This window comes from Companilactobacillus tucceti DSM 20183 (assembly GCF_001434665.1).
Taxonomy (GTDB): domain Bacteria; phylum Bacillota; class Bacilli; order Lactobacillales; family Lactobacillaceae; genus Companilactobacillus; species Companilactobacillus tucceti.
Map to the genome: position 1 here is coordinate 106,719 of NZ_AZDG01000001.1, position 19,700 is coordinate 126,418.

Consider the following 19,700-nt stretch of genomic DNA (forward strand, 5'->3'; position numbering starts at 1 on the left):
ATGACCTTAGTAAAGGTATACGTAACTTATAAGAAATCTATTTTAGATCCTCAAGGTGAAGCTATTAAAAAAGCAGTGCATGGAATGGGTCATACAATTATTCAAAATGTCCGAATGGGTAAGTATTTTGAATTAACGGTGAGTGATAATGCTCAAAATATTGATGCTGAAATAAATGAAGTTTGTGATCAATTGTTAGCAAATCCTAATATGGAATCTTATCGATATGAGGTTATGGAGGAAAACAAATGAGATTTGCCGTAATAGTCTTTCCAGGATCCAATTGCGACAAAGATTTATATTATGCGGTTAAAGATGGCATCAATGCTGATGTAAAAATGGTTGATTATAGAGAAAATTCACTTGAAGGCTTCGATGCAATTTTGATTCCTGGAGGTTTTTCATATGGGGATTACTTACGTAGTGGAGCTATCGCAGCACATGCACCCATTATTAACGAAATAAAAAGAGTAGCCAATTTAGATGTACCAATCTTAGGTATTTGTAATGGATTTCAGATTTTGACGGAAATAGGATTATTGCCTGGTTGTTTAATGAAAAATCAGCAAAATAAATTTATTTGCGAAGACGTAGAGTTGTCAGTAGAAAATAATCAAACCGTTTTTACTAGTGATTATAATTATCGACAAATTCTCAAGATACCAGTAGCTCATGGTGAAGGTAATTATTACTGTGATGAAAGTACTTTAAATGAATTAAATAAAAATAATCAAATTGTTTTTAAGTATTGTTCAAATATAAATGGCAGTGTTGAAAATATTGCCGGTATTTCAAACAAAAAAGGAAATGTTTTAGGGATGATGCCACATCCAGAACGAGCTTTAGAGGAAATTGTTGGATCTGATGATGGTCTAAAGATGTTTCAATCAATTTTAAAATCACATATGGATAGGGTGAATCTATAAATGACTGAGCCAACTGCCGAAGTAATAAGAGAAACCAAACTTTATAAAGCATGGGGATTGAGTGAACAAGAATATAAAATAATAACTGACAAAGTTTTGAATAGATTACCTAATTATACTGAAACAGGACTTTTTTCAGTAATGTGGAGTGAACATTGTTCGTATAAAAATTCTAAAAATGTACTTAGAAAGTTACCAAATAAGAGTAAACGAGTATTAGCTGGACCAGGAGAAGATGCCGGTATTTTGGATATTGGTGATGGGCAAGCAATTGTATTTAAAGCTGAAAGTCACAATCATCCATCTGCCGTTGAACCTTATCAAGGTGCTGCAACTGGTGTTGGTGGAATTATCAGAGATATCTTTTCTATGGGAGCTACACCAATTGCTTTATTGAACAGTTTAAAATTTGGTGAATTAGATGGTGAACATACAAAATACTTGGCTGAAGAAATAGTCGCTGGTATTGGAGGATATGGCAATTGTATTGGTATTCCAACAGTTGGTGGTGAAATAGCTTTTCAAGAGAGATATAGTAACAATCCACTAGTTAATGCAATGTGCGTTGGGGTAATCAATCATAGTGATGTTAAATATGGGAAAGCATCAGGAGACGGTAATTTAATTGTTTATGTTGGTGCTAAAACAGGCCGTGACGGCATACATGGTGCTACTTTTGCTTCTGATGAATTTGCTGATGACAAAGAGACTCAACGTTCAGCAGTGCAAGTTGGAGATCCATTCATGGAAAAACTGTTGATGGATGCATGTATTGAATTGGTACATGAGCATTCTGAATGGATCATGGGGATACAAGATATGGGTGCTGCTGGTTTAGTTTCATCGACAGCTGAAATGGCTTCAAAAGCGGGCAGTGGATTAATTATAGAATTAGATGAAGTACCACAAAGAGAAACCGAAATGTCACCATATGAAATAATGCTGTCTGAATCTCAAGAAAGAATGGTTTTGTGTATACATCCTGAGTTTAAGAATGATGTTTTAGACTTCTTTACAGATAAATTGTTGGATGCCGTAATAATAGGTAAAGTGACAGATGATAGACAGTATAAGATTTATCATCATAAAAAATTGGTATGTGACATTCCGGTATCTGGATTGGTTGATGACTCTCCAGAATATAAACACACTGGATCAAGGCCAAAGAGATTAGATATATCAGATAAGCAGTTCGAACCAAACGTAGAGGATTTAAAAAGTGTTTGGCTAAGTATATTAAAACAACCAACTGTGTCTTCTAAAGAATATTTTTATAATACATATGATTCTCAAATTAAAGCTAATACCATTGTGAAATCGGGGAGTGACTCTGCAGTTGTAAGAATTAGGAATACAAATAAAGCAATTGCACTTACAAATGATGGTAATTCAAGGTTCGTTTATGTTGATCCATACATTGGAGGACAATTAACCGTCATTGAAGCAGCAAGTAATATAGTTGCATCTGGTGCAACACCGATAGGAATAACAGATTGCTTAAATTACGGTAATCCGGAAAAATCAGAAATTTTTTGGGAGTTTGAGCAAAGTGTCGAAGGAATTGCATCTGTATGCGAGAAATTTGATATTCCGGTTATTTCTGGGAATGTGTCTTTATACAACGAATATAACGACAAGGCAATTTTCCCTAGTCCTATGATAGGGATGACTGGTTTATTGGAAGATAGTTCAAAAGCCACCACGCAGGGATTTAAAGATGCTGGTGACTTGATCTATTTAATCGGTGAAACGTGTGATGATTATAATGGATCAGAAATCCAACAGATGCAGATCAATAAGGTTGAGGGCAGATTAAATAAGTTAGATTTAGATGTTATATCCAAACGATATCAAAAAGTATTGAGTTTCATTGATAAAGGACTTATTAAAAGCTGCCATGATGTATCAGAGGGAGGATTAGCAGTTGCTCTATCGGAGGCTGCATTTGAAAAGAAACTGGGATTCAAAATCAATTTAAATATGACTACAAAACAATTATTTTCGGAAACTCCTGCTAGGTTCTTGGTATCAGTTTCTAAAGATGACAGAGATAAATTTGAAGATGCTGTTGGTGATGAAGGAAAACAAATTGGTTTTGTTGCAAATGACGATTTTATGGATATTCAAACAGTTGATTCTGAAGTAAAAATTAATTTAAACGAAGCATTGTCTAGCTGGAAAGAGGCCATACCTTGTTTGATGAAAACGGAATAAATGAAGAATGTGGGATTTTTGGAGTTTTTGGTTCGAATGATGCGCAATATTTAACTTATTTTGGATTGCATAGTTTGCAACATAGAGGTCAAGAGGGAGCAGGAATTGTTAGTAATAACGAAGGCATGCTTAGAGGTCACAGAAATCTAGGCTTATTATCCCAAGTTTTTGATGATCCAGAGAATTTAAATAGTTTATCTGGAAATTCAGCAATTGGACATGTTAGATATTCAACTGCTGGTGAAAATAAAATTGAGAATGTTCAACCGTTATTATTTGATTTTACAGATGAACAAATTGCTTTAGCACATAATGGAAATTTGACTAATGCCACCACCTTAAAGAGTCAGCTAGAAATGTTAGGAGATATTTTTAAATCAAGTTCTGATTCTGAAATTTTAATGCATCTAATTCGACACTCATCTAAAAAAGATTTTGAAGATAAATTAAAAGACGCTCTGAAACAAATTAAGGGTGGATTTGCATATATTTTATTAACTGCTGATAAATTATTTGTTGCACTAGATTCAAATGGATTTAGACCATTATCAATTGGAAAATTGTCTAATGGCGGCTATGTTGTTGCTAGTGAAACTTGTGCTTTAAATGCGGTTGAAGCTGAATTTGTTAGAGATGTAAAGCCCGGTGAATTGATCACAATCAGTAAAAAAGGTATGAAAATAGACAGTTGGACAAAGGATGTTAATTTGGCTATTTGTTCTATGGAATATATTTATTTTGCAAGACCAGATTCGAATATTTTGGGCGTAAATGTTCATTTGGCTAGAAAAAGAATGGGAATGAATTTGGCCAATGAAAAGCCAGTGGATGCAGATATAGTAATTGGTGTCCCTAATTCCTCATTATCTGCGGTAAATGGTTATGTTGAAGCAAGCGGTATTCCATATGAGATGGGATTAATTAAAAATCAATATATGGGTAGAGAGTTTATTCAACCCAATCAAGAATTGCGAGAAAAAAGTGTTCGACAGAAATTAGCAGCCGTTAAAAGTGTTGTTGATGGTAAACGGGTAGTATTAGTTGATGATTCAATTGTTAGAGGAACAACATGTGCCTATATAGTTCATCTTTTGAAGAAAGCTGGGGCGACAGAGGTACATTTGAGAGTTGCGTCACCACCGTTTAAATATCCAAGCTTTTATGGAATAGATATTCAAAATTCAAGAGAATTATTGGCAGCTCATAAAACTAATGAAGAGATGAGAGAACAATTTGGGGCTGATTCATTGGAATTTTTAAGTGAGCAAGGATTAGTTTCCGCCATTGGTTTGAAAAATAATCTTCCATACGGTGGATTGGATCTTTCATATTTTAATGGTGATTACCCGACACCGCTATTTGATTATGAAAGTATGGTTTCAAAGATTTAGTGATTATTCTAGAAGGGAATTAATAAATGAATCCTTATCAAAAAGCTGGCGTTAACGTAAATTCTGGATACGAGATTTCAAAATATGTAAAACAAAATGTGTCAAAAAAGAGCCAAGATAATATTGGAAACTTTGGCGGTATATTCCAAATTCCTTCAGGGTATAAAGAACCAGTACTTATTTCAGGTAACGATGGAGTGGGGACGAAGCTTTTATTGGCAACTGAAAGTAAAATCTATGACACAGTGGGAATAGATTGCGTTGCAATGTGTGTAAATGACATTTTAGCGCAAGGTGCGACACCATTATATTTTTTAGATTATATTGCAGCTGGAAAAATAGATTCGAGTATTCAAAAGATTATATCTGGAGTTATTGAAGGTTGTAGATTAGGTGAACTAGATCTAATAGGCGGAGAAACCGCTGAAATGCCAGATATGTATCCCAATGAAACTTTTGACTTAGCTGGATTTGTTACAGGTATAGCTGAAAAAAAGGACCTCTTAAGTTCTGATAATGTCAAAGAGGGGGATAAATTAGTGGGTATAGCTTCAAGTGGTTTACATTCAAATGGATTCTCCTTGGTAAGGAAAATCTTCTTTAAAGACAATGATTTTGATTGTAATTCAAAAATTCCAGAACTTTCGGGTAGAGCATTATCCGAAGTTTTACTTGAACCCACTCATATTTATACGAAACAACTAATGCCTCTTTTAAAGAAGAAAATGATCAATTCAGCTTCGCATATTACTGGAGGAGGTTTTGTTGAGAATATACCTCGAATGTTACCTGATAATTTAACCGCAAGAATTTATACAAATAGTTGGCCAATCCCCAAAGTTTTTAAAGTTGTTCAAAAATATGGGAAAATATCGGATACCGATATGTTCAATATTTTCAACATGGGTATAGGGATGGTGCTTGCTATTGATCCTAAGGATGAAAGTTCTGTTTTAGATATTCTCAGTGAAACTGGGCAATTAAGTTTTGTTATTGGAGAAGTTGTAACTAGAAGAGAAGAGCCGATTGAAATGGTGGGATGTAAAAGATGAGAGTAGCAATATTTGCATCAGGTAATGGAACAAATTTTGAGGCCTTAGCCGATGATGAAACTTTGAAATCAAATGGTCTAGAGATAGTTACATTAGTTTGTGATCAACCCAATGCTCCGGTAATTAACAAAGCAAAGTCTCGAAATATTCCAATTTTTATAAATAAGTTGAGTGAATATAAAAGTCGATCAGAATATGAAAAGGTAATTGTAGATTATTTAAAACCTCTTGATGTGGGATATATTTTGTTGGCTGGGTATATGAGAGTAGTAACGAAGACATTACTATCTAAATATACTGGGAAAATAGTAAATATCCATCCATCTTATTTACCAAGTTATTCAGGATTAAATGCAATTGAACGTGCCTTTGAAGCAGGTGAGAATCATACAGGCGTGACGATACATTATATTGATGAAGGCGTGGATACGGGTCCGATAATAAGACAAGAAATTGTTTCTATTTATAAATCGGATACTGTCGATATACTTGAGCAACGTGTACACGATAAAGAACATGAGGTTTATCCAGAAGTTGTTTTGAATTTATTAAAAAAATATCAATAGGTGGGTAAAAAAATGAAAAATGCGCTTATCAGCGTTTCAGATAAAACAGGAATTGTAGAATTTGCAAAGGGTTTAGTAAGTCTGGGTTATTCAATAATCTCGACTGGTGGAACATTTAAAAAACTACAAGAAAATGGAGTTGCAGTTACCGAGATCGATGAAGTAACTGGTTTTCCCGAAATACTTGATGGGCGCGTTAAAACTTTACATCCAAAAGTACATGCAGGACTATTAGCAAGACGCTCAGATGCAAAACATATGGATACTCTTAAACAAATGAACATCGAGACAATTGATTTAGTTTGTGTAAATTTATATCCATTCAAAGAAACTATTTCTAAAAAGAATGTTGAACTACCTGATGCAATTGAACAAATTGATATTGGTGGACCATCAATGCTTAGATCTGCTTCAAAAAACTGTGAGAGTGTATATGTTGTAACTGATAAGAATGACTATGAAAATGTTTTATCTAATATAGCTAGTGGTTCTGATGATCAGGTTTCATTTAGAAGATCATTAGCTGCTAAGGCATTTAGACATACTGCAGAATATGATGGAATAATTTCAAATTATTTGACGAAGATATCTGATAATGAATTTCCTGAATCTAAAACTCTTCCTTTAGAGTTTAAACAATCATTAAGATATGGTGAGAATTCTCATCAAGAAGCAGCGTTCTACAAGAATTCAATGGAGTCTGCTTACTCAATTGCTTCTGCAGATCAGTTGCATGGAAAGGAATTATCATTTAACAATATTCGAGATGCTGATGCAGCTATTAGAATCGTTTCAGATTTTGATACACCGTGTGTAGTCGCTTTAAAACACATGAATCCTTGTGGAATCGGTATTGATGATAAAGATATATATTCAGCTTGGAAGAAAGCGTATGAAGCGGATACTATGTCCATTTTTGGTGGGATAGTTGTTGTAAACCGTGAAGTGGATGAACGTATTGCTAATGAAATGCATAAAATTTTCTTAGAAATTGTTATAGCTCCAAGCTTTTCAAAAGAAGCACTAGAGATTCTTGAAAGTAAGAAGAATATTCGTTTATTAACTCTAGATTTTACTAAAGCTAAAGAAGCTGATAAATTTGACTATACTTCAGTACTTGGTGGGATGTTGATACAAGAGCGTGACACAAAAGTTGATTCGATTGATGAGTTACAAGTCGTAACGACAAAAAAACCAACCAAAGAAGAAATGGAAGCTTTAATATTTGGTCAAACCGTGGTGAAACATGTTAAGAGTAATGCAATCGTAGTTACGACAAAAGATATGACTTTGGGAATTGGCGCAGGTCAAATGAATCGTATTGGATCAGTAAAAATTGCCATAAATCAAGCAGAAGAAACATTTGAAAACAATAAAAAGACTCCATTTATCATGGCTTCTGATGCATTTTTCCCAATGGATGATTGCGTAAAATATGCTGCAGAACATGGTATAACGGCAATTATTCAACCGGGTGGATCTATTCATGATCAAGATTCAATCGACATGGCTAATAAATATGGGATTGCTATGGTCTGCACAGGACGTAGACATTTTAAGCATTAGGAGCTGTTTATGAAAATTTTAGTGATAGGTTCTGGTGCAAGAGAAGATGCTATTTGTAAGTCTTTACAAATTAGTGATTCTAATGATGTTTTTTGTGCCCCAGGTAATTCAGGAATGAATCTTTTTGGCATAAAAACAGTAGATTTAGATGAAATGAACTTTGAAGAACTTTCTGACTTTGCGATAAATAATAAAATTGATTTTACGATTGTTGGACCCGAAAAGCCCTTGGTTGCAGGAATTGTTGATTATTTTGAATCTAAAAATTTAAAGATATTTGGTCCCAATAAGTCATCTGCATGTATTGAAGGTTCCAAGTCATTCACAAAGAAAATAATGAAAAATGCAGGAGTTCCAACTGCCTTTTATGAAGAATTTACTAATTTTGATTTAGCATATCAAAGTTTATTAAATTTAGATTTTCCTATTGTCATAAAGGCAGATGGGTTAGCTAGTGGCAAAGGAGTTTATATTGTCGATGATTTGACGGATGGGAAGAAGATCTTACAGGATCTTTTGTTGGATCATCAGTTTGAAACAAAAAAAGTCATTATTGAAGAATATCTAGAGGGTGAAGAATTTTCCTTAATGTCATTTGTTTCTGGAAATAAGTTTTATCCAATGCCAATTGCACAAGATTATAAGCGTGCATTTGATGAAGATAAAGGTCCAAATACTGGTGGAATGGGTGCCATATGTCCTGTTGCTAATATTGGTCAAGATACGATAGATAGTGCTTATGAAAAAGTCTTAAAACCGTTTATAAATGAGATGAATAATCAAGGTGTAGATTATATCGGTATCTTGTACGCAGGATTGATATTAACTAAAGATGGTGTAAAAGTAATTGAATTTAACGTTAGATTTGGTGATCCTGAAACAGAAGTCGTATTGCCTAGGTTAAAATCTGATTTGTCAGATATTATATTAAATTTGTTAAATAAAAAAGATATCAGTCGAATTGAATGGCAAGATAATGGTATTGATTTAGGGGTTTTTGTAGCTAGTCAGGGATATCCTAAGCAACCACTTATTGAAAAAGATATTGGTAATTTAGAACAATTTAAAAAGTATCAATATGGAATAAACTTTGCCAGTGTTAAAGTTCAAAATGAAAGTATTATCAGTAATGGTGGAAGATTGTACTGTGTAAACTCACACGGAGTAAATATTAAAGAAGCCAAAAAGAACATTTATGAATTTTTAGATAAAATTGATACCAGACATGTTTTCTATCGAAAGGATATTGGCAAAAATGCGCAAAAAGAAGATCTCTGCAACTAGAGATCTTCTTTTTTGCTTCTGTAAGTTAAATAATTTAAGAATTTTTTACTTGCCAACGATAAAGTTTGTTTATTTTTCATAGCCAAAATTATTTTCCTATCGAATGGTATTGAAAGCGGCTTAACTAAGATATTATAGGGGTTTCTTTGTAAAATTAATTTAGGAAGGATGCTGATACCTAAGTTGTTTTCTACCATTGACATAATTGCGTAATCGTCCCAAGTGATAAAATTGATATTTTGATGAATCTTATTTTTGGACAAAAAATTAGATATATCTGAATTTCCGTTTTTATCTAATAGAATAAAATTAGAGTTATCAAAATCTTCAATCGGGAATATTTCTAAATGCTTTGTGGGATGATTTTGAGGCAAGATTGCCATTAATGGATCACTTTCAATTTCGATAGTATCAAATTTGTCTAATGTTGGACTTTTAACAAATCCTAGATCAACTCTTCCCGTTGAAATCCAATTTTCAATTTCATGATAATCGCCCAGAAGTAGTTCAAAGTCAATTTTTGGATAATCGTTTTTGAAAGCAGTTATAATTTTGGGCAGCCAATGAGTCGCTACGCTTGAAAAAGTTCCAATTCTAATAGTTCCAGATTGTAATCCGTTTAAATTGTCAACGGCGGAGGCTAATTTTAAGTAGCTATTATCTAGATTTTTGATGTATGAATAAAGGAATTTTCCATCTGAAGTTAAAGTTAAACCGGAATTATTTCTTTCTATTAAAGACACATTCCATTCTTTTTCTAAATCGTTTATCATTCTGCTAATTCCTGATTGAGAGTAGTTTAATTTGTCAGCAGCTTTAGTGAAACTACCAAGATCAACAGTTTCTATAAATGCTATGTATTTTTGTATATTAGTATCCAAGTTATTTTCCTTGTCATCTGATTTTGTAATTAACTACATTACATATATTCACTTTTGTAATGTTAGTTTGAATGTTACGCTTTTTTTGAAAACATTTAAAGAAGTGAGATGGGTAAATTGTTCTATATTAGTGAAATAAAAAAATCAAAACCGGGAAAATATTTAACACCACTGCAACAAGAAGTTTATACTACATTAGACGATCTAGATTTATCATATGAAAGAGTTGATACTGACGAAGCCATAACAATGGATGACTGTACTTTGATTGATGATAAATTGAATATGAAAATGGTCAAAACACTATTTTTATGTAATCAAAAAAGGACATCTTTTTATTTGTTCATAACAACAGGCAATAAGAAATTTAAGTCAAAAGATTTTAGTCATGCATTAGATATTTCACGTGTTTCATTTGCACCTAAAGAATTGATGGATAAAATGTTAGGAACCAAAATAGGTGCCGCAACGGTTTATAGTTCTTTAATAGATAAGACTAATGAAGTGAAAATAGTCATTGATAAAGAAGTGGCAGATGAAGAATGGTATGGTTGTTCAGATGGTACTACTACAGGTTATATGAAAATTAGAACCAGAGATATCATCGATAAGGTGTTGCCAAAATCTAATCATGTTCCTGCAATAATTGAAGTTTAAAATAAAAAATCTTATGTTAAATCGAATTTTTACGATTAACATAAGATTTTTTTGAATATTTTAGAATATTTCGGAACGGTATAATCCAACTACTTTTCCTAATATTTCAACGTTGTCGAGAATAATGGGGTCCATAGTGTCGTTCTCTGGTTGTAGTCTGTAATGATCTTCTTCTTGGTAGAATCGCTTGCAAGTTGCTTCAATATCTTCAGTCATTGCAATAACGATTTCACCATTATTAGCAGTATTTTGTGAGTGCACAATTACATAGTCACCATCAAAGATACCGATATTTATCATACTTTCACCGTGTACCTCTAGCATAAATAATTCACCAGAATCACGATTCAAATCAGGTGGAACAGGGAAATATCCATCCGGATTTCTTTCAGCGGTTATAGGTTGTCCTGCCGCTACTGCACCAAGAATAGGAATTTGCTTTGACTTTATTCCAATGGAATTTAAGCCTGCTGTTGTCAATTCTATTGCTCTTGGCTTAGTGGGATCACGTTGAATAAAACCTTTTTTCTCCAATCTGGATAAATGACCATGAACTGTTGATGTCGATGAAAGATCGACAGCTTCACAGATTTCTCTGACTGTTGGAGGATATCCATGATCATCTAAATAATCGTGGATACATTGTAGAATTTGGGATTGTTTAGAAATCTCGACTTTTGACATTAAAACACCTCATTGTTAGTATCTTAATTAGATTGTATCAAAATAGTGGTACAAATTCAAACAAGTGTTCGCTACACAGGGGTGTTTATTAATGAAAGAGCAAGAAGAACTAATTGCTAAGATAAATGAATTGGCCCACAAGGCCAAAGCAGGTACAATTACACACGAAGAAGAGAAGCAACAAGCCGCATTACGTGAAAAGTATTTGGAGAATTTTCGTGCTAGTTTCCGTTCACAAATTGAAATGATGAAAGTTTACAATAAAGAGGGTAAGGAAGTAACACCTAATAAGGTTAAAGAAATTCAACGTAAAAAGGGGTTGCGTGACGATTAGCCTTTTAATTTTATGTTTTTTTTTGTAATATTATTAGTTGTATAGAAAGGGTGAACAATATATGTTGACAATAATTCTTGTCGCAATCATTGCTTTATTAGCGGGATTGGCTGCAGGTTTCTTTATTGCTAGATGGTACATGAAAAAGTACTTTGAAGAAAACCCACCAATCAGTCCAGATATGATCAAACAAATGATGGCACAAATGGGACAAAAGCCTTCACAAAAGAAATTGAATCAAGTGATGAGCTCAATGAAAGCCCAACAAAAAAAGAAAAAATAAAAAAACTAGACGTCATGTCTAGTTTTTTTATTTTTTCTTAGTTGGTATATATACGAAGCTTGGATCTATTTCGTTGTCTATTTTCTTCCAGCCTTTTTCCATATCTTCGTTTACTTTTTTTGTTTGCTCGTCATCTAATTTTGCTTTAAAATCAAAATCGATTTCTGGACCAATTCCAATTGTTATTTGTTGATGTCTTAATAAACCTGAGAACTTTAATGGTCCTTGATATACAAATGGGACTAACGGTGCTTTTGATAATTTTGCAATCAATGATGCACCACCCTTTAATTCTTCAGAGTAGCGTGTTCCTGAAGGGAACATGATCAAAACTTGTCCTTTATTCTTCAAAGCCTTAACGGGTGTTTTGATAACTGATGGGCCAGGGTGTTTTCTGTCTACAGGGAAGGCATGTGAGTGATTTAGAATAAAACGAATAATTGGGTTTTTAAATAATTCTTGTTTTGCCATGAAAGTCGCTTCTCGTGGGGCAATAACAAGTGCAAAGAAAACTGGCTCCCACCATGTTCTATGTGGTGCTACGATAATGTATGGCCCGTCAGGTAGATTTTCTTTACCAACAACATTAAATCTACCATTTAAAATAAAGACTAGACCTTTAACCAAAGCTCGGATAAATTTGTAAAACATAAAGTTATCATTCTCCCTAAAATTAATTTTACTTAAATAAAATACCATAAAGTAGGTGCGTAATGTCCAATTTGTCTCAAGATATAATTTCCAATAGTGGAGTTAAAATATATCAAGATAAAGAACTCTATTCATTTAATTTAGATACCATTCTACTATATAATTTTGCAAAACCCGCAAAGAAAGGTTCAATAGTGGACTTGTGTGCAGGAAATGGAGCAATAGGTTTGTCTTTAACTGCTAAAACAAAAGCAAAAATATATCTAGTAGAAATACAAAAGCAATTGGCTGATTTAGCTCAAAAAGGTATCATCGAAAATAATTTGAGTGATCAAGTGGAATTGATCAACGATGATATTAGTAACGTTCAAGAATATATTACACATGATACTATTGATACAATTGTATGCAATCCACCCTATTTTCCTATTGAAAGTCATAAACAAATAAAAGACAATCCAGTTCTTGCAATAGCTAGACATGAATTAAAAACTAATTTATCAAAAATATTGTACATATCTAAGGTGTTATTAAAGGAAAATTCTCATTTGTATATGGTTTATAGACCAGAAAGAATGGATGAATTAATAAAATGTTTGTTAGAAAATAAATTAAGACCAAAGAGAATTAGATTTGTCAGAACTTCAGTTAATAAGAATGCAAATTTATTGTTAGTTGATGCAGTTAAAACGGTAAATGAGTCTTCGATGATCGTTGAACCGGATTTGATTATGTATGAAAATAATGTATTGACTCAGGAGGCAAAAGATATTCTTGGATAATAATTATTATGTTTACATATTACTTTGCGCTGACAGTACATTTTATATAGGTACTAGTAATAATGTAGAAAAACGTGTTAAAACTCATAATTTAGGTAAAGGTGCCAAGTATACTAAAGTAAGAAGACCAGTAAAATTACTTTATACAGAAACATTACCTAATAAATCTGAAGCCTTGAAAAGAGAAATTGAATTAAAAAAGTTTACTCGTGCTAAAAAAGAAAAATTGTTGTCTAATGCGGGAATAAATTGGCGTAACTACTTGATTAAATGAGTTTTTTTCTATATAATATTTGCTTGTATTGAATACACACACTTAACGATTCTGTTGATGGTGCGCTAAGGCGTATCAATGGGACACGACTTAAGTGGAGGTAAAAACCAGGAGGAATTTTTTATGTCAGTTATTTCTATGAAACAACTACTTGAAGCCGGTGTACATTTTGGACACCAAACAAGACGTTGGAACCCTAAGATGAAGCCATTTATCTTTACACAAAGAAATGGTATTTACATCATTGATTTACAAAAAACAGTTCGCATGATCGACGATGCTTACAACTATATGAAGGCCGTTGCTGGTGATGATGGTATCTTCTTGTTTGTTGGTACAAAGAAGCAAGCACAAGATTCTATTGAAGAAGAAGCAAAACGTGCAGGTCAATTCTACGTTAACCATCGTTGGTTAGGTGGTACTTTGACTAACTGGAACACAATCCAAAAACGTATTAAGAGATTAAAGGATCTTAAGGCAATGGCTGAAGATGGAACATTTGAACGCCTACCTAAGAAAGAAGTTGCCTTATTAACAAAACAACAAGCTAAGTTAGAGAAGTTCCTTGGTGGTATCGAAGATATGCCAAGAATTCCTGATGTTATGTTTATTGTTGATCCACATAAAGAAAATATTGCTGTTAACGAAGCTAAGAAACTTAACATTCCTATCGTTGCTATGGTTGATACAAATACTGACCCTGACGATATCGATGTTATCATTCCTTCAAATGATGACGCTATTCGTGCCGTTCGTTTGATTGTTTCTAAGATGGCTGATGCTATTGTTGAAGGTCGCCAAGGTGAAGATGACATTTCAAGCGATGATTTCAATAATGATCAAGCACAAGATGATAAATCTATTGAAAATGTAGCCGAATCATCAGATAATAATAACGAAAACTAAAAATTAATAACTGTGAATAGAGTCATCTGAATAAGATGGCTTTATTTTACGACTGGAGGATAATTGATGGCTAAAATAACTGCTGCTCAAGTTAAGGAATTACGTGATAAAACAAGTGTTGGTATGATGGACGCTAAAAAGGCTTTGGTTGCTGCTGATGGTGACATGCAAAAGGCTATTGACGAATTACGTGAAAAGGGTATTGCTAAGGCTGCCAAGAAAAATGATCGTATCGCCGCTGAAGGTTTAGCTGAAATTGTTATTTCTGGTAACAAAGCTGCTATCTATGAAGTTAACTCAGAAACAGATTTTGTTTCATCAAATGATAAGTTCAAAGATTTAGTTGCTAAGATTGGTAAAGCTCTTGTTGAAAATGAACCAAAATCAATGGATGAAGCTTTGGCACTTAAGACAAGTGATGGCGAAACAATTAATGATGCTATTACAGGTTTGACTGCCGTTATTGGTGAAAAAATCACTTTGAGACGTTTCCACATTGTTGAAAAGAGTGATTCACAAGTATTCGGTTCATATCTACATAATGGTGGTTTAATTGCCGCACTTACACTTCTTAACGGTTCTGATGAAGAAGCTGCTAAGGATGTTGCTATGCACGTTGCTGCTATCAATCCAACATATCTTAACCGTGATGACGTACCTGCTGATATTTTGGAACATGAAAAGAAGATTTTCACAGAAGAAACAAAGGCTGAAGGTAAACCTGAAAAGATTATTCCTAGAATCGTTGAAGGACGTCTAAACAAGTACTTATCAGAAATTAGTTTGGCTGATCAAGAATTTGTTAAAGATTCAGACATGACAGTTCAACAATATGTTGAATCAAAGAAGAGCTCATTGGTATCATTCGTTCGCTTTGAAGTTGGTGAAGGAATCGAAAAAGCTCAAGATAACTTTGTTGACGAAGTTATGAATCAAATTAAGTAATTAATTTTTTTGAGAGGGGATCGCTTAATTCTTATGAATTAAACGGTCTTTTCTTGTATAATCAGCTATTTTTTAATGAAAAATACTGATTAATATAATTTAGCTTAATTGATTATGTTAAAATGTTTAGTAGCAAATTTAAAGGAGAGTACTATGCCTGATATCAAGTATAAAAGAATAATTTTAAAAGTTTCTGGTGAGGCTTTAGCGGGTGAGAAAGGTTTTGGAATTAACCCACCTGTTATAAAGAAGATTGCTGAACAAATCAAAAGCATTCACGAATTAGGAGTAGAAATTGCTATAGTTTGTGGTGGCGGTAACATTTGGCGTGGAGAAACCGGCGCTGAAATGGGAATGGATCGTGCTCAGGCTGATTATATGGGTATGATGGCTACCGTTATGAACGGTTTAGCATTGCAAGATGGATTGGAGCAATTAAACGTTCCAACACGCGTACAAACATCAATTGAAATGCGCCAAGTTGCAGAACCATACATTAGAAGAAGAGCTGTTAGACATCTAGAAAAAGGTCGTGTTGTGATCTTTGCTGGTGGTACAGGTAATCCTTACTTCTCAACTGATACTACTTCTGTTTTACGTGCAGCTGAAATTGAAGCTGATGTTATTTTAATGGCTAAGAATAATGTTGATGGTGTATATTCAGCCGATCCTAAGAAAGATCCTAATGCTAAGAAATATGATGAATTATCACAACTTGATATTATTAATAAGAACTTGGGTGTAATGGATTCAACTGCTTCATCATTATCAATGGATAACAATATTCCATTGATCGTGTTTAATTTGAATAAACCTGAAAACATCAAACGTGTTATTCAAGGTGAAAATATTGGAACAATTATAAAGGGTGGTAATGATGACTGATAATGTAGCGCTTTCAAAAGCAAAAGAAAATATGACAAAATCAATTGAAGTTTTGAATAGAGAACTTGCTAATATTCGTGCCGGAAAGGCAAATGCTTCAATTCTAAATAATATTAAAGTATTCTACTATGGTACTGAAGTTCCATTAAATCAAGTTGCTTCAATCAATATTCCTGAGGCACGTGTTCTTTTGATTTCTCCATATGACAAGACTGCTTTGGATGATATCGAACATGCTATCAATGCATCTGATTTAGGATTAAATCCTGCAAATGACGGTGATGTTATTCGATTAGTTATTCCACAACTTACAGGTGAACGCAGACAAGAGATTGCAAAGCAAGTAGGTAAAGAAGCAGAAGAAACACGTATTGCTGTCAGAAATGTAAGAAGAGATGCAATGGACGATATCAAGAAACAACAAAAAAATGGTGACATAACAGAAGATGGATTACATGATTTAGAAGATCAAATCCAAAAAGCCACTGATAATGCTGTTTCAGAAATTAACAAACTTGCCGAAGCTAAAGAAAAGGAAATTACTGAAGGGTAACCTTCAGTTTATTATTTATGGCAGATCTAAATAATAGTAAACAAAATTCTGATTTGAGGGTTCCAAAGCATATTGCAATCATTATGGATGGTAATGGACGTTGGGCTAAGAGATTAGGGCAACCAAGAATTGCTGGACATAAAGAGGGCATGAATAATGTCAAACGTATTGCGATCGCCGCAAATAATCTCGGGGTAAATGTTTTAAGCCTCTATGCTTTTTCTACTGAAAATTGGACTCGTCCTAGCAAAGAAGTAAACTTTTTAATGCGTTTACCAGTAGACTTTTTCGGTACTTTTATGCCTGATTTGATTGAAGAAAATATTCGAGTTATGGTAACAGGTTTTACTGAAAAACTTCCATCTAAAACTAAAAAAGCTGTTTTGGACGCGGTGGAAGATACTAAGCAAAATACTGGAATGATTTTAAACTTTGCCTTTAACTATGGAGGACGAGCTGAAATAGTTAATGCTGCCAAAATGTTGGCGAATCAAGCAAAAGATGGAAAGATTGATCCTGAAAATATTGACGATTCAATTTTTTCTAAACAATTGTTGACTAGCCCGTTAGGTGAATTGTCTGATCCTGATCTATTGATCAGAACCAGTGGTGAGGAACGTATTTCTAATTTCATGTTATGGCAACTGGCATATACTGAAATGGTTTTTGATGAAACATACTGGCCAGATTTTACATCTGATAATTTAGTTAATGATATTAAGATCTTTAATGACAGAGACAGAAGATTCGGGTCTGTTTAACTGGGGGAATATTATGAAACAACGTGTAATTACTGCGGTAATAGCGTTAGCAATTTTTATACCAATCTTATACTTTGGCGGTATTTGGTTGGAAGTTGCTGCTGCCGTACTTGCAGCAGTCGGTGTATTTGAAATATATATTATGAGAAAGAGAATTATCGTCTCAATTGATTTTATACTTACTATACTAGGTACTTTGGCTTTAGCTGTACCTGTTAATTTCTATCGTGGATGGACTCCAAATAGTTTTTCAAGATTGGATATTTTTTATATCTTCGCTGTGCTTTTAATGATTGTTACGGTGTTGACTAAAAATAAATTTAATTTTGAAGATGCAGCCGTTTCAGTTATTTCAATGATATATATCGGTACTGGATTTCATTATCTAGCATCGGTTAGAAACTCAAGTGGTGGTCTTGGTTTATTAATGTTCGCATTAATTGTTGTGTGGTCAACTGATATTTTTGCTTATACATTTGGTAGAAAAATTGGTAAACATAAATTATGGCCAGCAATTAGTCCTAATAAGACATGGGAAGGTACAATTGCAGGAGTTATTTCTGCGTTAGTATTATCAGGAGTATATATGTACTTTGTTCCTCAAAAATACTCTATGGTAACAATGCTTTTGATTGCTCTAGTCCTATCTGCGTTTGGACAAATGGGTGATTTAATTGAATCTGCTTATAAGAGATATTATAAGGTTAAAGATTCTGGAAATATTTTACCGGGACATGGTGGAATCTTAGATAGATTTGACAGTATGTTGATCGTATTGCCACTATTACATGTTTTTGGTTTAGTTTAAAGGTTTGTGGAGGTTAAAATGACCGCAATAATTACATTTATTATTGTCTTTGGGATATTGGTGGTTGTTCATGAATTTGGACATTATTATGCAGCTAAAAAGTCAGGTATCTTGGTACGTGAGTTTTCAGTTGGTATGGGCCCAAAGCTTTATGCATATCGGAAGAATAATACAACATACACATTGCGGCTTTTACCGTTAGGTGGCTATGTTAGAATGGCTGGATCTCAAGAAGACGATTCTGAGATAAAGCCAGGAACAATGGCTTCACTATTAATAACAGGCGACAAAGTTACAAAAATAATTACTTCAAGTAAAGTTTATGATGCACAAGCGGTTCCAGTTCAAATCTCTAAAGCAGATTTGGTCGATGATTTAACAATAGAAGGTTACGAAAATGGTGATGAATCAGAAATTAAGCATTATGATGTAGATCATGATGCGACTATTGTTGAAGAAGATGGAACTGAAGTACAAATAGCGCCACGAGACGTTCAGTTACAGTCAGTATCAGTTTGGAAAAGAATGATCACAAATTTTGCCGGACCCTTTAATAATTTTATTCTAGCAATTGTTTGTGCAATTATTGCAGCATTTATGATGAATGGTATCCCAATGCAAACAAATCAATTGGGACACATTGAAAGTAACAGTGTTGCAAAATCTGCTGGACTAAAGAGCAATGATAAAATTTTGGCTGTCGGTAATAAAACGACTTCAAATTGGACTACTTTGACTGAAACAATTAGAGATAATCCAGGTAAAAAGGTTGATTTAAAAGTTGAGTCTAAAGGTAATATAAAGCATGTCACAGTAGTGCCTAAAATTATTAAGGTCTCAGGTCAGAAATATGGACAATTGGGTATTATGGCTAAAAGAGATTATAGTCTAGGTGCAAAGATAAAATACGGCTTTACATCTAGCTGGCAGACTACAGTATCTATTTTTCAAGTTTTAGGTAAAATGGCTTCAGGTGGATTTAATATTAATCAATTATCTGGTCCAGTCGGAATCTATTCAATGACTTCACAAGTAGCATCGCAAGGCATAATCAATATTATTTTGTTTATGTCGATGCTTTCACTTAACTTAGGAATTGTTAATTTGATACCTATTCCTGCTTTGGATGGTGGGAAAATCCTATTGAATATAATCGAAATAATTAGACGTAAACCAATTCCTGAAGAGTATGAAAATATCATTACTTTGGTAGGGGTCGGCATCTTAGTACTATTAATGGTTGCCGTAACATGGAATGATATTCAACGTTTCTTTATAAAATAGGTGGGGAGAATCA

The 19,700-nt window shown here is 33.6% G+C and carries 23 protein-coding genes; 20 read left to right on the forward strand and 3 right to left on the reverse strand.

Going from position 1 to position 19,700, the window contains the following annotated elements; all coding sequences use genetic code 11:
• Genes purS through purD form a run of 8 tightly spaced genes read left to right on the forward strand, consistent with a single transcriptional unit; the run spans nt 1 to nt 8,999 of the window.
• Nucleotides 1-252 (forward strand): phosphoribosylformylglycinamidine synthase subunit PurS, encoded by a 252-nt coding sequence (gene purS / locus FC72_RS00560; protein ID WP_057763687.1) that lies wholly within the window; start codon nt 1-3, stop codon nt 250-252.
• Nucleotides 249-926: a phosphoribosylformylglycinamidine synthase subunit PurQ gene (gene purQ, locus FC72_RS00565; protein ID WP_057763689.1), complete on the forward strand. Its 678-nt coding sequence runs from the start codon at nt 249-251 to the stop codon at nt 924-926. The genes purS and purQ overlap by 4 nt, the downstream gene beginning before the upstream one ends.
• Complete coding sequence (purL, locus tag FC72_RS00570; protein WP_057763691.1) at nt 927-3,140, forward strand: phosphoribosylformylglycinamidine synthase subunit PurL; 2,214 nt, start codon at nt 927-929, stop codon at nt 3,138-3,140. It begins immediately after the preceding gene.
• Nucleotides 3,119-4,531, forward strand: a complete 1,413-nt coding sequence (gene purF, locus FC72_RS00575) for an amidophosphoribosyltransferase (RefSeq protein ID WP_057763693.1) — start codon at nt 3,119-3,121, stop codon at nt 4,529-4,531. Before purL ends, purF begins: the two co-directional genes overlap by 22 nt.
• Before the next feature lie 26 nt (nt 4,532-4,557).
• On the forward strand, nt 4,558-5,583 hold the full coding sequence (purM, locus tag FC72_RS00580; RefSeq protein ID WP_057763695.1) for a phosphoribosylformylglycinamidine cyclo-ligase: 1,026 nt from the start codon (nt 4,558-4,560) through the stop codon (nt 5,581-5,583).
• Entirely contained in the window at nt 5,580-6,149 is a 570-nt protein-coding gene (gene purN / locus FC72_RS00585; protein WP_057763697.1) for a phosphoribosylglycinamide formyltransferase, read from the forward strand. Before purM ends, purN begins: the two co-directional genes overlap by 4 nt.
• A gap of 12 nt (nt 6,150-6,161) precedes the next feature.
• Complete coding sequence (gene purH / locus FC72_RS00590) at nt 6,162-7,715, forward strand: bifunctional phosphoribosylaminoimidazolecarboxamide formyltransferase/IMP cyclohydrolase (RefSeq protein ID WP_057763699.1); 1,554 nt, start codon at nt 6,162-6,164, stop codon at nt 7,713-7,715.
• Nucleotides 7,716-7,724: 9 nt separating this feature from the next.
• Entirely contained in the window at nt 7,725-8,999 is a 1,275-nt protein-coding gene (purD, locus tag FC72_RS00595; RefSeq protein WP_057763701.1) for a phosphoribosylamine--glycine ligase, read from the forward strand.
• On the opposite strand, the gene FC72_RS00600 is transcribed toward purD, so the two are convergent.
• Nucleotides 8,996-9,880, reverse strand: a complete 885-nt coding sequence (locus FC72_RS00600; protein ID WP_057763703.1) for a LysR family transcriptional regulator — start codon at nt 9,878-9,880, stop codon at nt 8,996-8,998. The genes purD and FC72_RS00600 overlap by 4 nt on opposite strands.
• 108 nt (nt 9,881-9,988) lie before the next feature.
• On the opposite strand from FC72_RS00600, the gene FC72_RS00605 reads away from it, so the two are divergent.
• Nucleotides 9,989-10,537, forward strand: coding sequence for a prolyl-tRNA synthetase associated domain-containing protein (locus tag FC72_RS00605; RefSeq protein ID WP_201781781.1), 549 nt, complete (start codon nt 9,989-9,991; stop codon nt 10,535-10,537).
• 60 nt (nt 10,538-10,597) lie between these two features.
• Here the strand turns inward: FC72_RS00605 and lexA are convergent, their stop codons facing one another.
• Nucleotides 10,598-11,221, reverse strand: a complete 624-nt coding sequence (gene lexA, locus FC72_RS00610; protein WP_057763705.1) for a transcriptional repressor LexA — start codon at nt 11,219-11,221, stop codon at nt 10,598-10,600.
• Between the two features lie 91 nt (nt 11,222-11,312).
• On the opposite strand from lexA, the gene FC72_RS00615 reads away from it, so the two are divergent.
• Entirely contained in the window at nt 11,313-11,555 is a 243-nt protein-coding gene (locus FC72_RS00615) for a DUF896 domain-containing protein (protein WP_057763707.1), read from the forward strand.
• 61 nt (nt 11,556-11,616) lie between these two features.
• Nucleotides 11,617-11,838 (forward strand): YneF family protein, encoded by a 222-nt coding sequence (locus FC72_RS00620; protein ID WP_057763709.1) that lies wholly within the window; start codon nt 11,617-11,619, stop codon nt 11,836-11,838.
• A 27-nt stretch (nt 11,839-11,865) separates the two neighbouring features.
• On the opposite strand, the gene FC72_RS00625 is transcribed toward FC72_RS00620, so the two are convergent.
• Nucleotides 11,866-12,489 carry a lysophospholipid acyltransferase family protein gene (locus tag FC72_RS00625; RefSeq protein ID WP_057763711.1) on the reverse strand — a complete coding sequence of 208 codons (624 nt, stop codon included), beginning with the start codon at nt 12,487-12,489 and terminating at the stop codon, nt 11,866-11,868.
• A gap of 62 nt (nt 12,490-12,551) precedes the next feature.
• On the opposite strand from FC72_RS00625, the gene FC72_RS00630 reads away from it, so the two are divergent.
• From FC72_RS00630 to rseP, 9 genes are all read left to right on the forward strand, one after another.
• Nucleotides 12,552-13,271, forward strand: a complete 720-nt coding sequence (locus FC72_RS00630; protein ID WP_057763713.1) for a tRNA1(Val) (adenine(37)-N6)-methyltransferase — start codon at nt 12,552-12,554, stop codon at nt 13,269-13,271.
• Complete coding sequence (locus tag FC72_RS00635) at nt 13,264-13,545, forward strand: GIY-YIG nuclease family protein (RefSeq protein WP_057763715.1); 282 nt, start codon at nt 13,264-13,266, stop codon at nt 13,543-13,545. The genes FC72_RS00630 and FC72_RS00635 overlap by 8 nt, the downstream gene beginning before the upstream one ends.
• A 123-nt stretch (nt 13,546-13,668) precedes the next feature.
• Nucleotides 13,669-14,451, forward strand: coding sequence for a 30S ribosomal protein S2 (rpsB, locus tag FC72_RS00640; protein WP_057763717.1), 783 nt, complete (start codon nt 13,669-13,671; stop codon nt 14,449-14,451).
• A gap of 66 nt (nt 14,452-14,517) precedes the next feature.
• On the forward strand, nt 14,518-15,396 hold the full coding sequence (gene tsf / locus FC72_RS00645; protein ID WP_057763720.1) for a translation elongation factor Ts: 879 nt from the start codon (nt 14,518-14,520) through the stop codon (nt 15,394-15,396).
• Nucleotides 15,397-15,549: 153 nt separating this feature from the next.
• Nucleotides 15,550-16,281 carry a UMP kinase gene (gene pyrH, locus FC72_RS00650; protein WP_057763723.1) on the forward strand — a complete coding sequence of 244 codons (732 nt, stop codon included), beginning with the start codon at nt 15,550-15,552 and terminating at the stop codon, nt 16,279-16,281.
• Nucleotides 16,274-16,834 (forward strand): ribosome recycling factor, encoded by a 561-nt coding sequence (frr, locus tag FC72_RS00655; protein WP_057763725.1) that lies wholly within the window; start codon nt 16,274-16,276, stop codon nt 16,832-16,834. Before pyrH ends, frr begins: the two co-directional genes overlap by 8 nt.
• Before the next feature lie 17 nt (nt 16,835-16,851).
• Nucleotides 16,852-17,595, forward strand: coding sequence for an isoprenyl transferase (locus FC72_RS00660; RefSeq protein ID WP_057763728.1), 744 nt, complete (start codon nt 16,852-16,854; stop codon nt 17,593-17,595).
• Between the two features lie 13 nt (nt 17,596-17,608).
• A complete protein-coding gene (locus tag FC72_RS00665) occupies nt 17,609-18,403 on the forward strand; it encodes a phosphatidate cytidylyltransferase (protein WP_057763729.1) in 795 nt (264 codons plus the stop codon).
• A gap of 18 nt (nt 18,404-18,421) precedes the next feature.
• Nucleotides 18,422-19,687, forward strand: coding sequence for an RIP metalloprotease RseP (gene rseP, locus FC72_RS00670; RefSeq protein WP_057763730.1), 1,266 nt, complete (start codon nt 18,422-18,424; stop codon nt 19,685-19,687).
• Nucleotides 19,688-19,700: the final 13 nt, after the last annotated feature.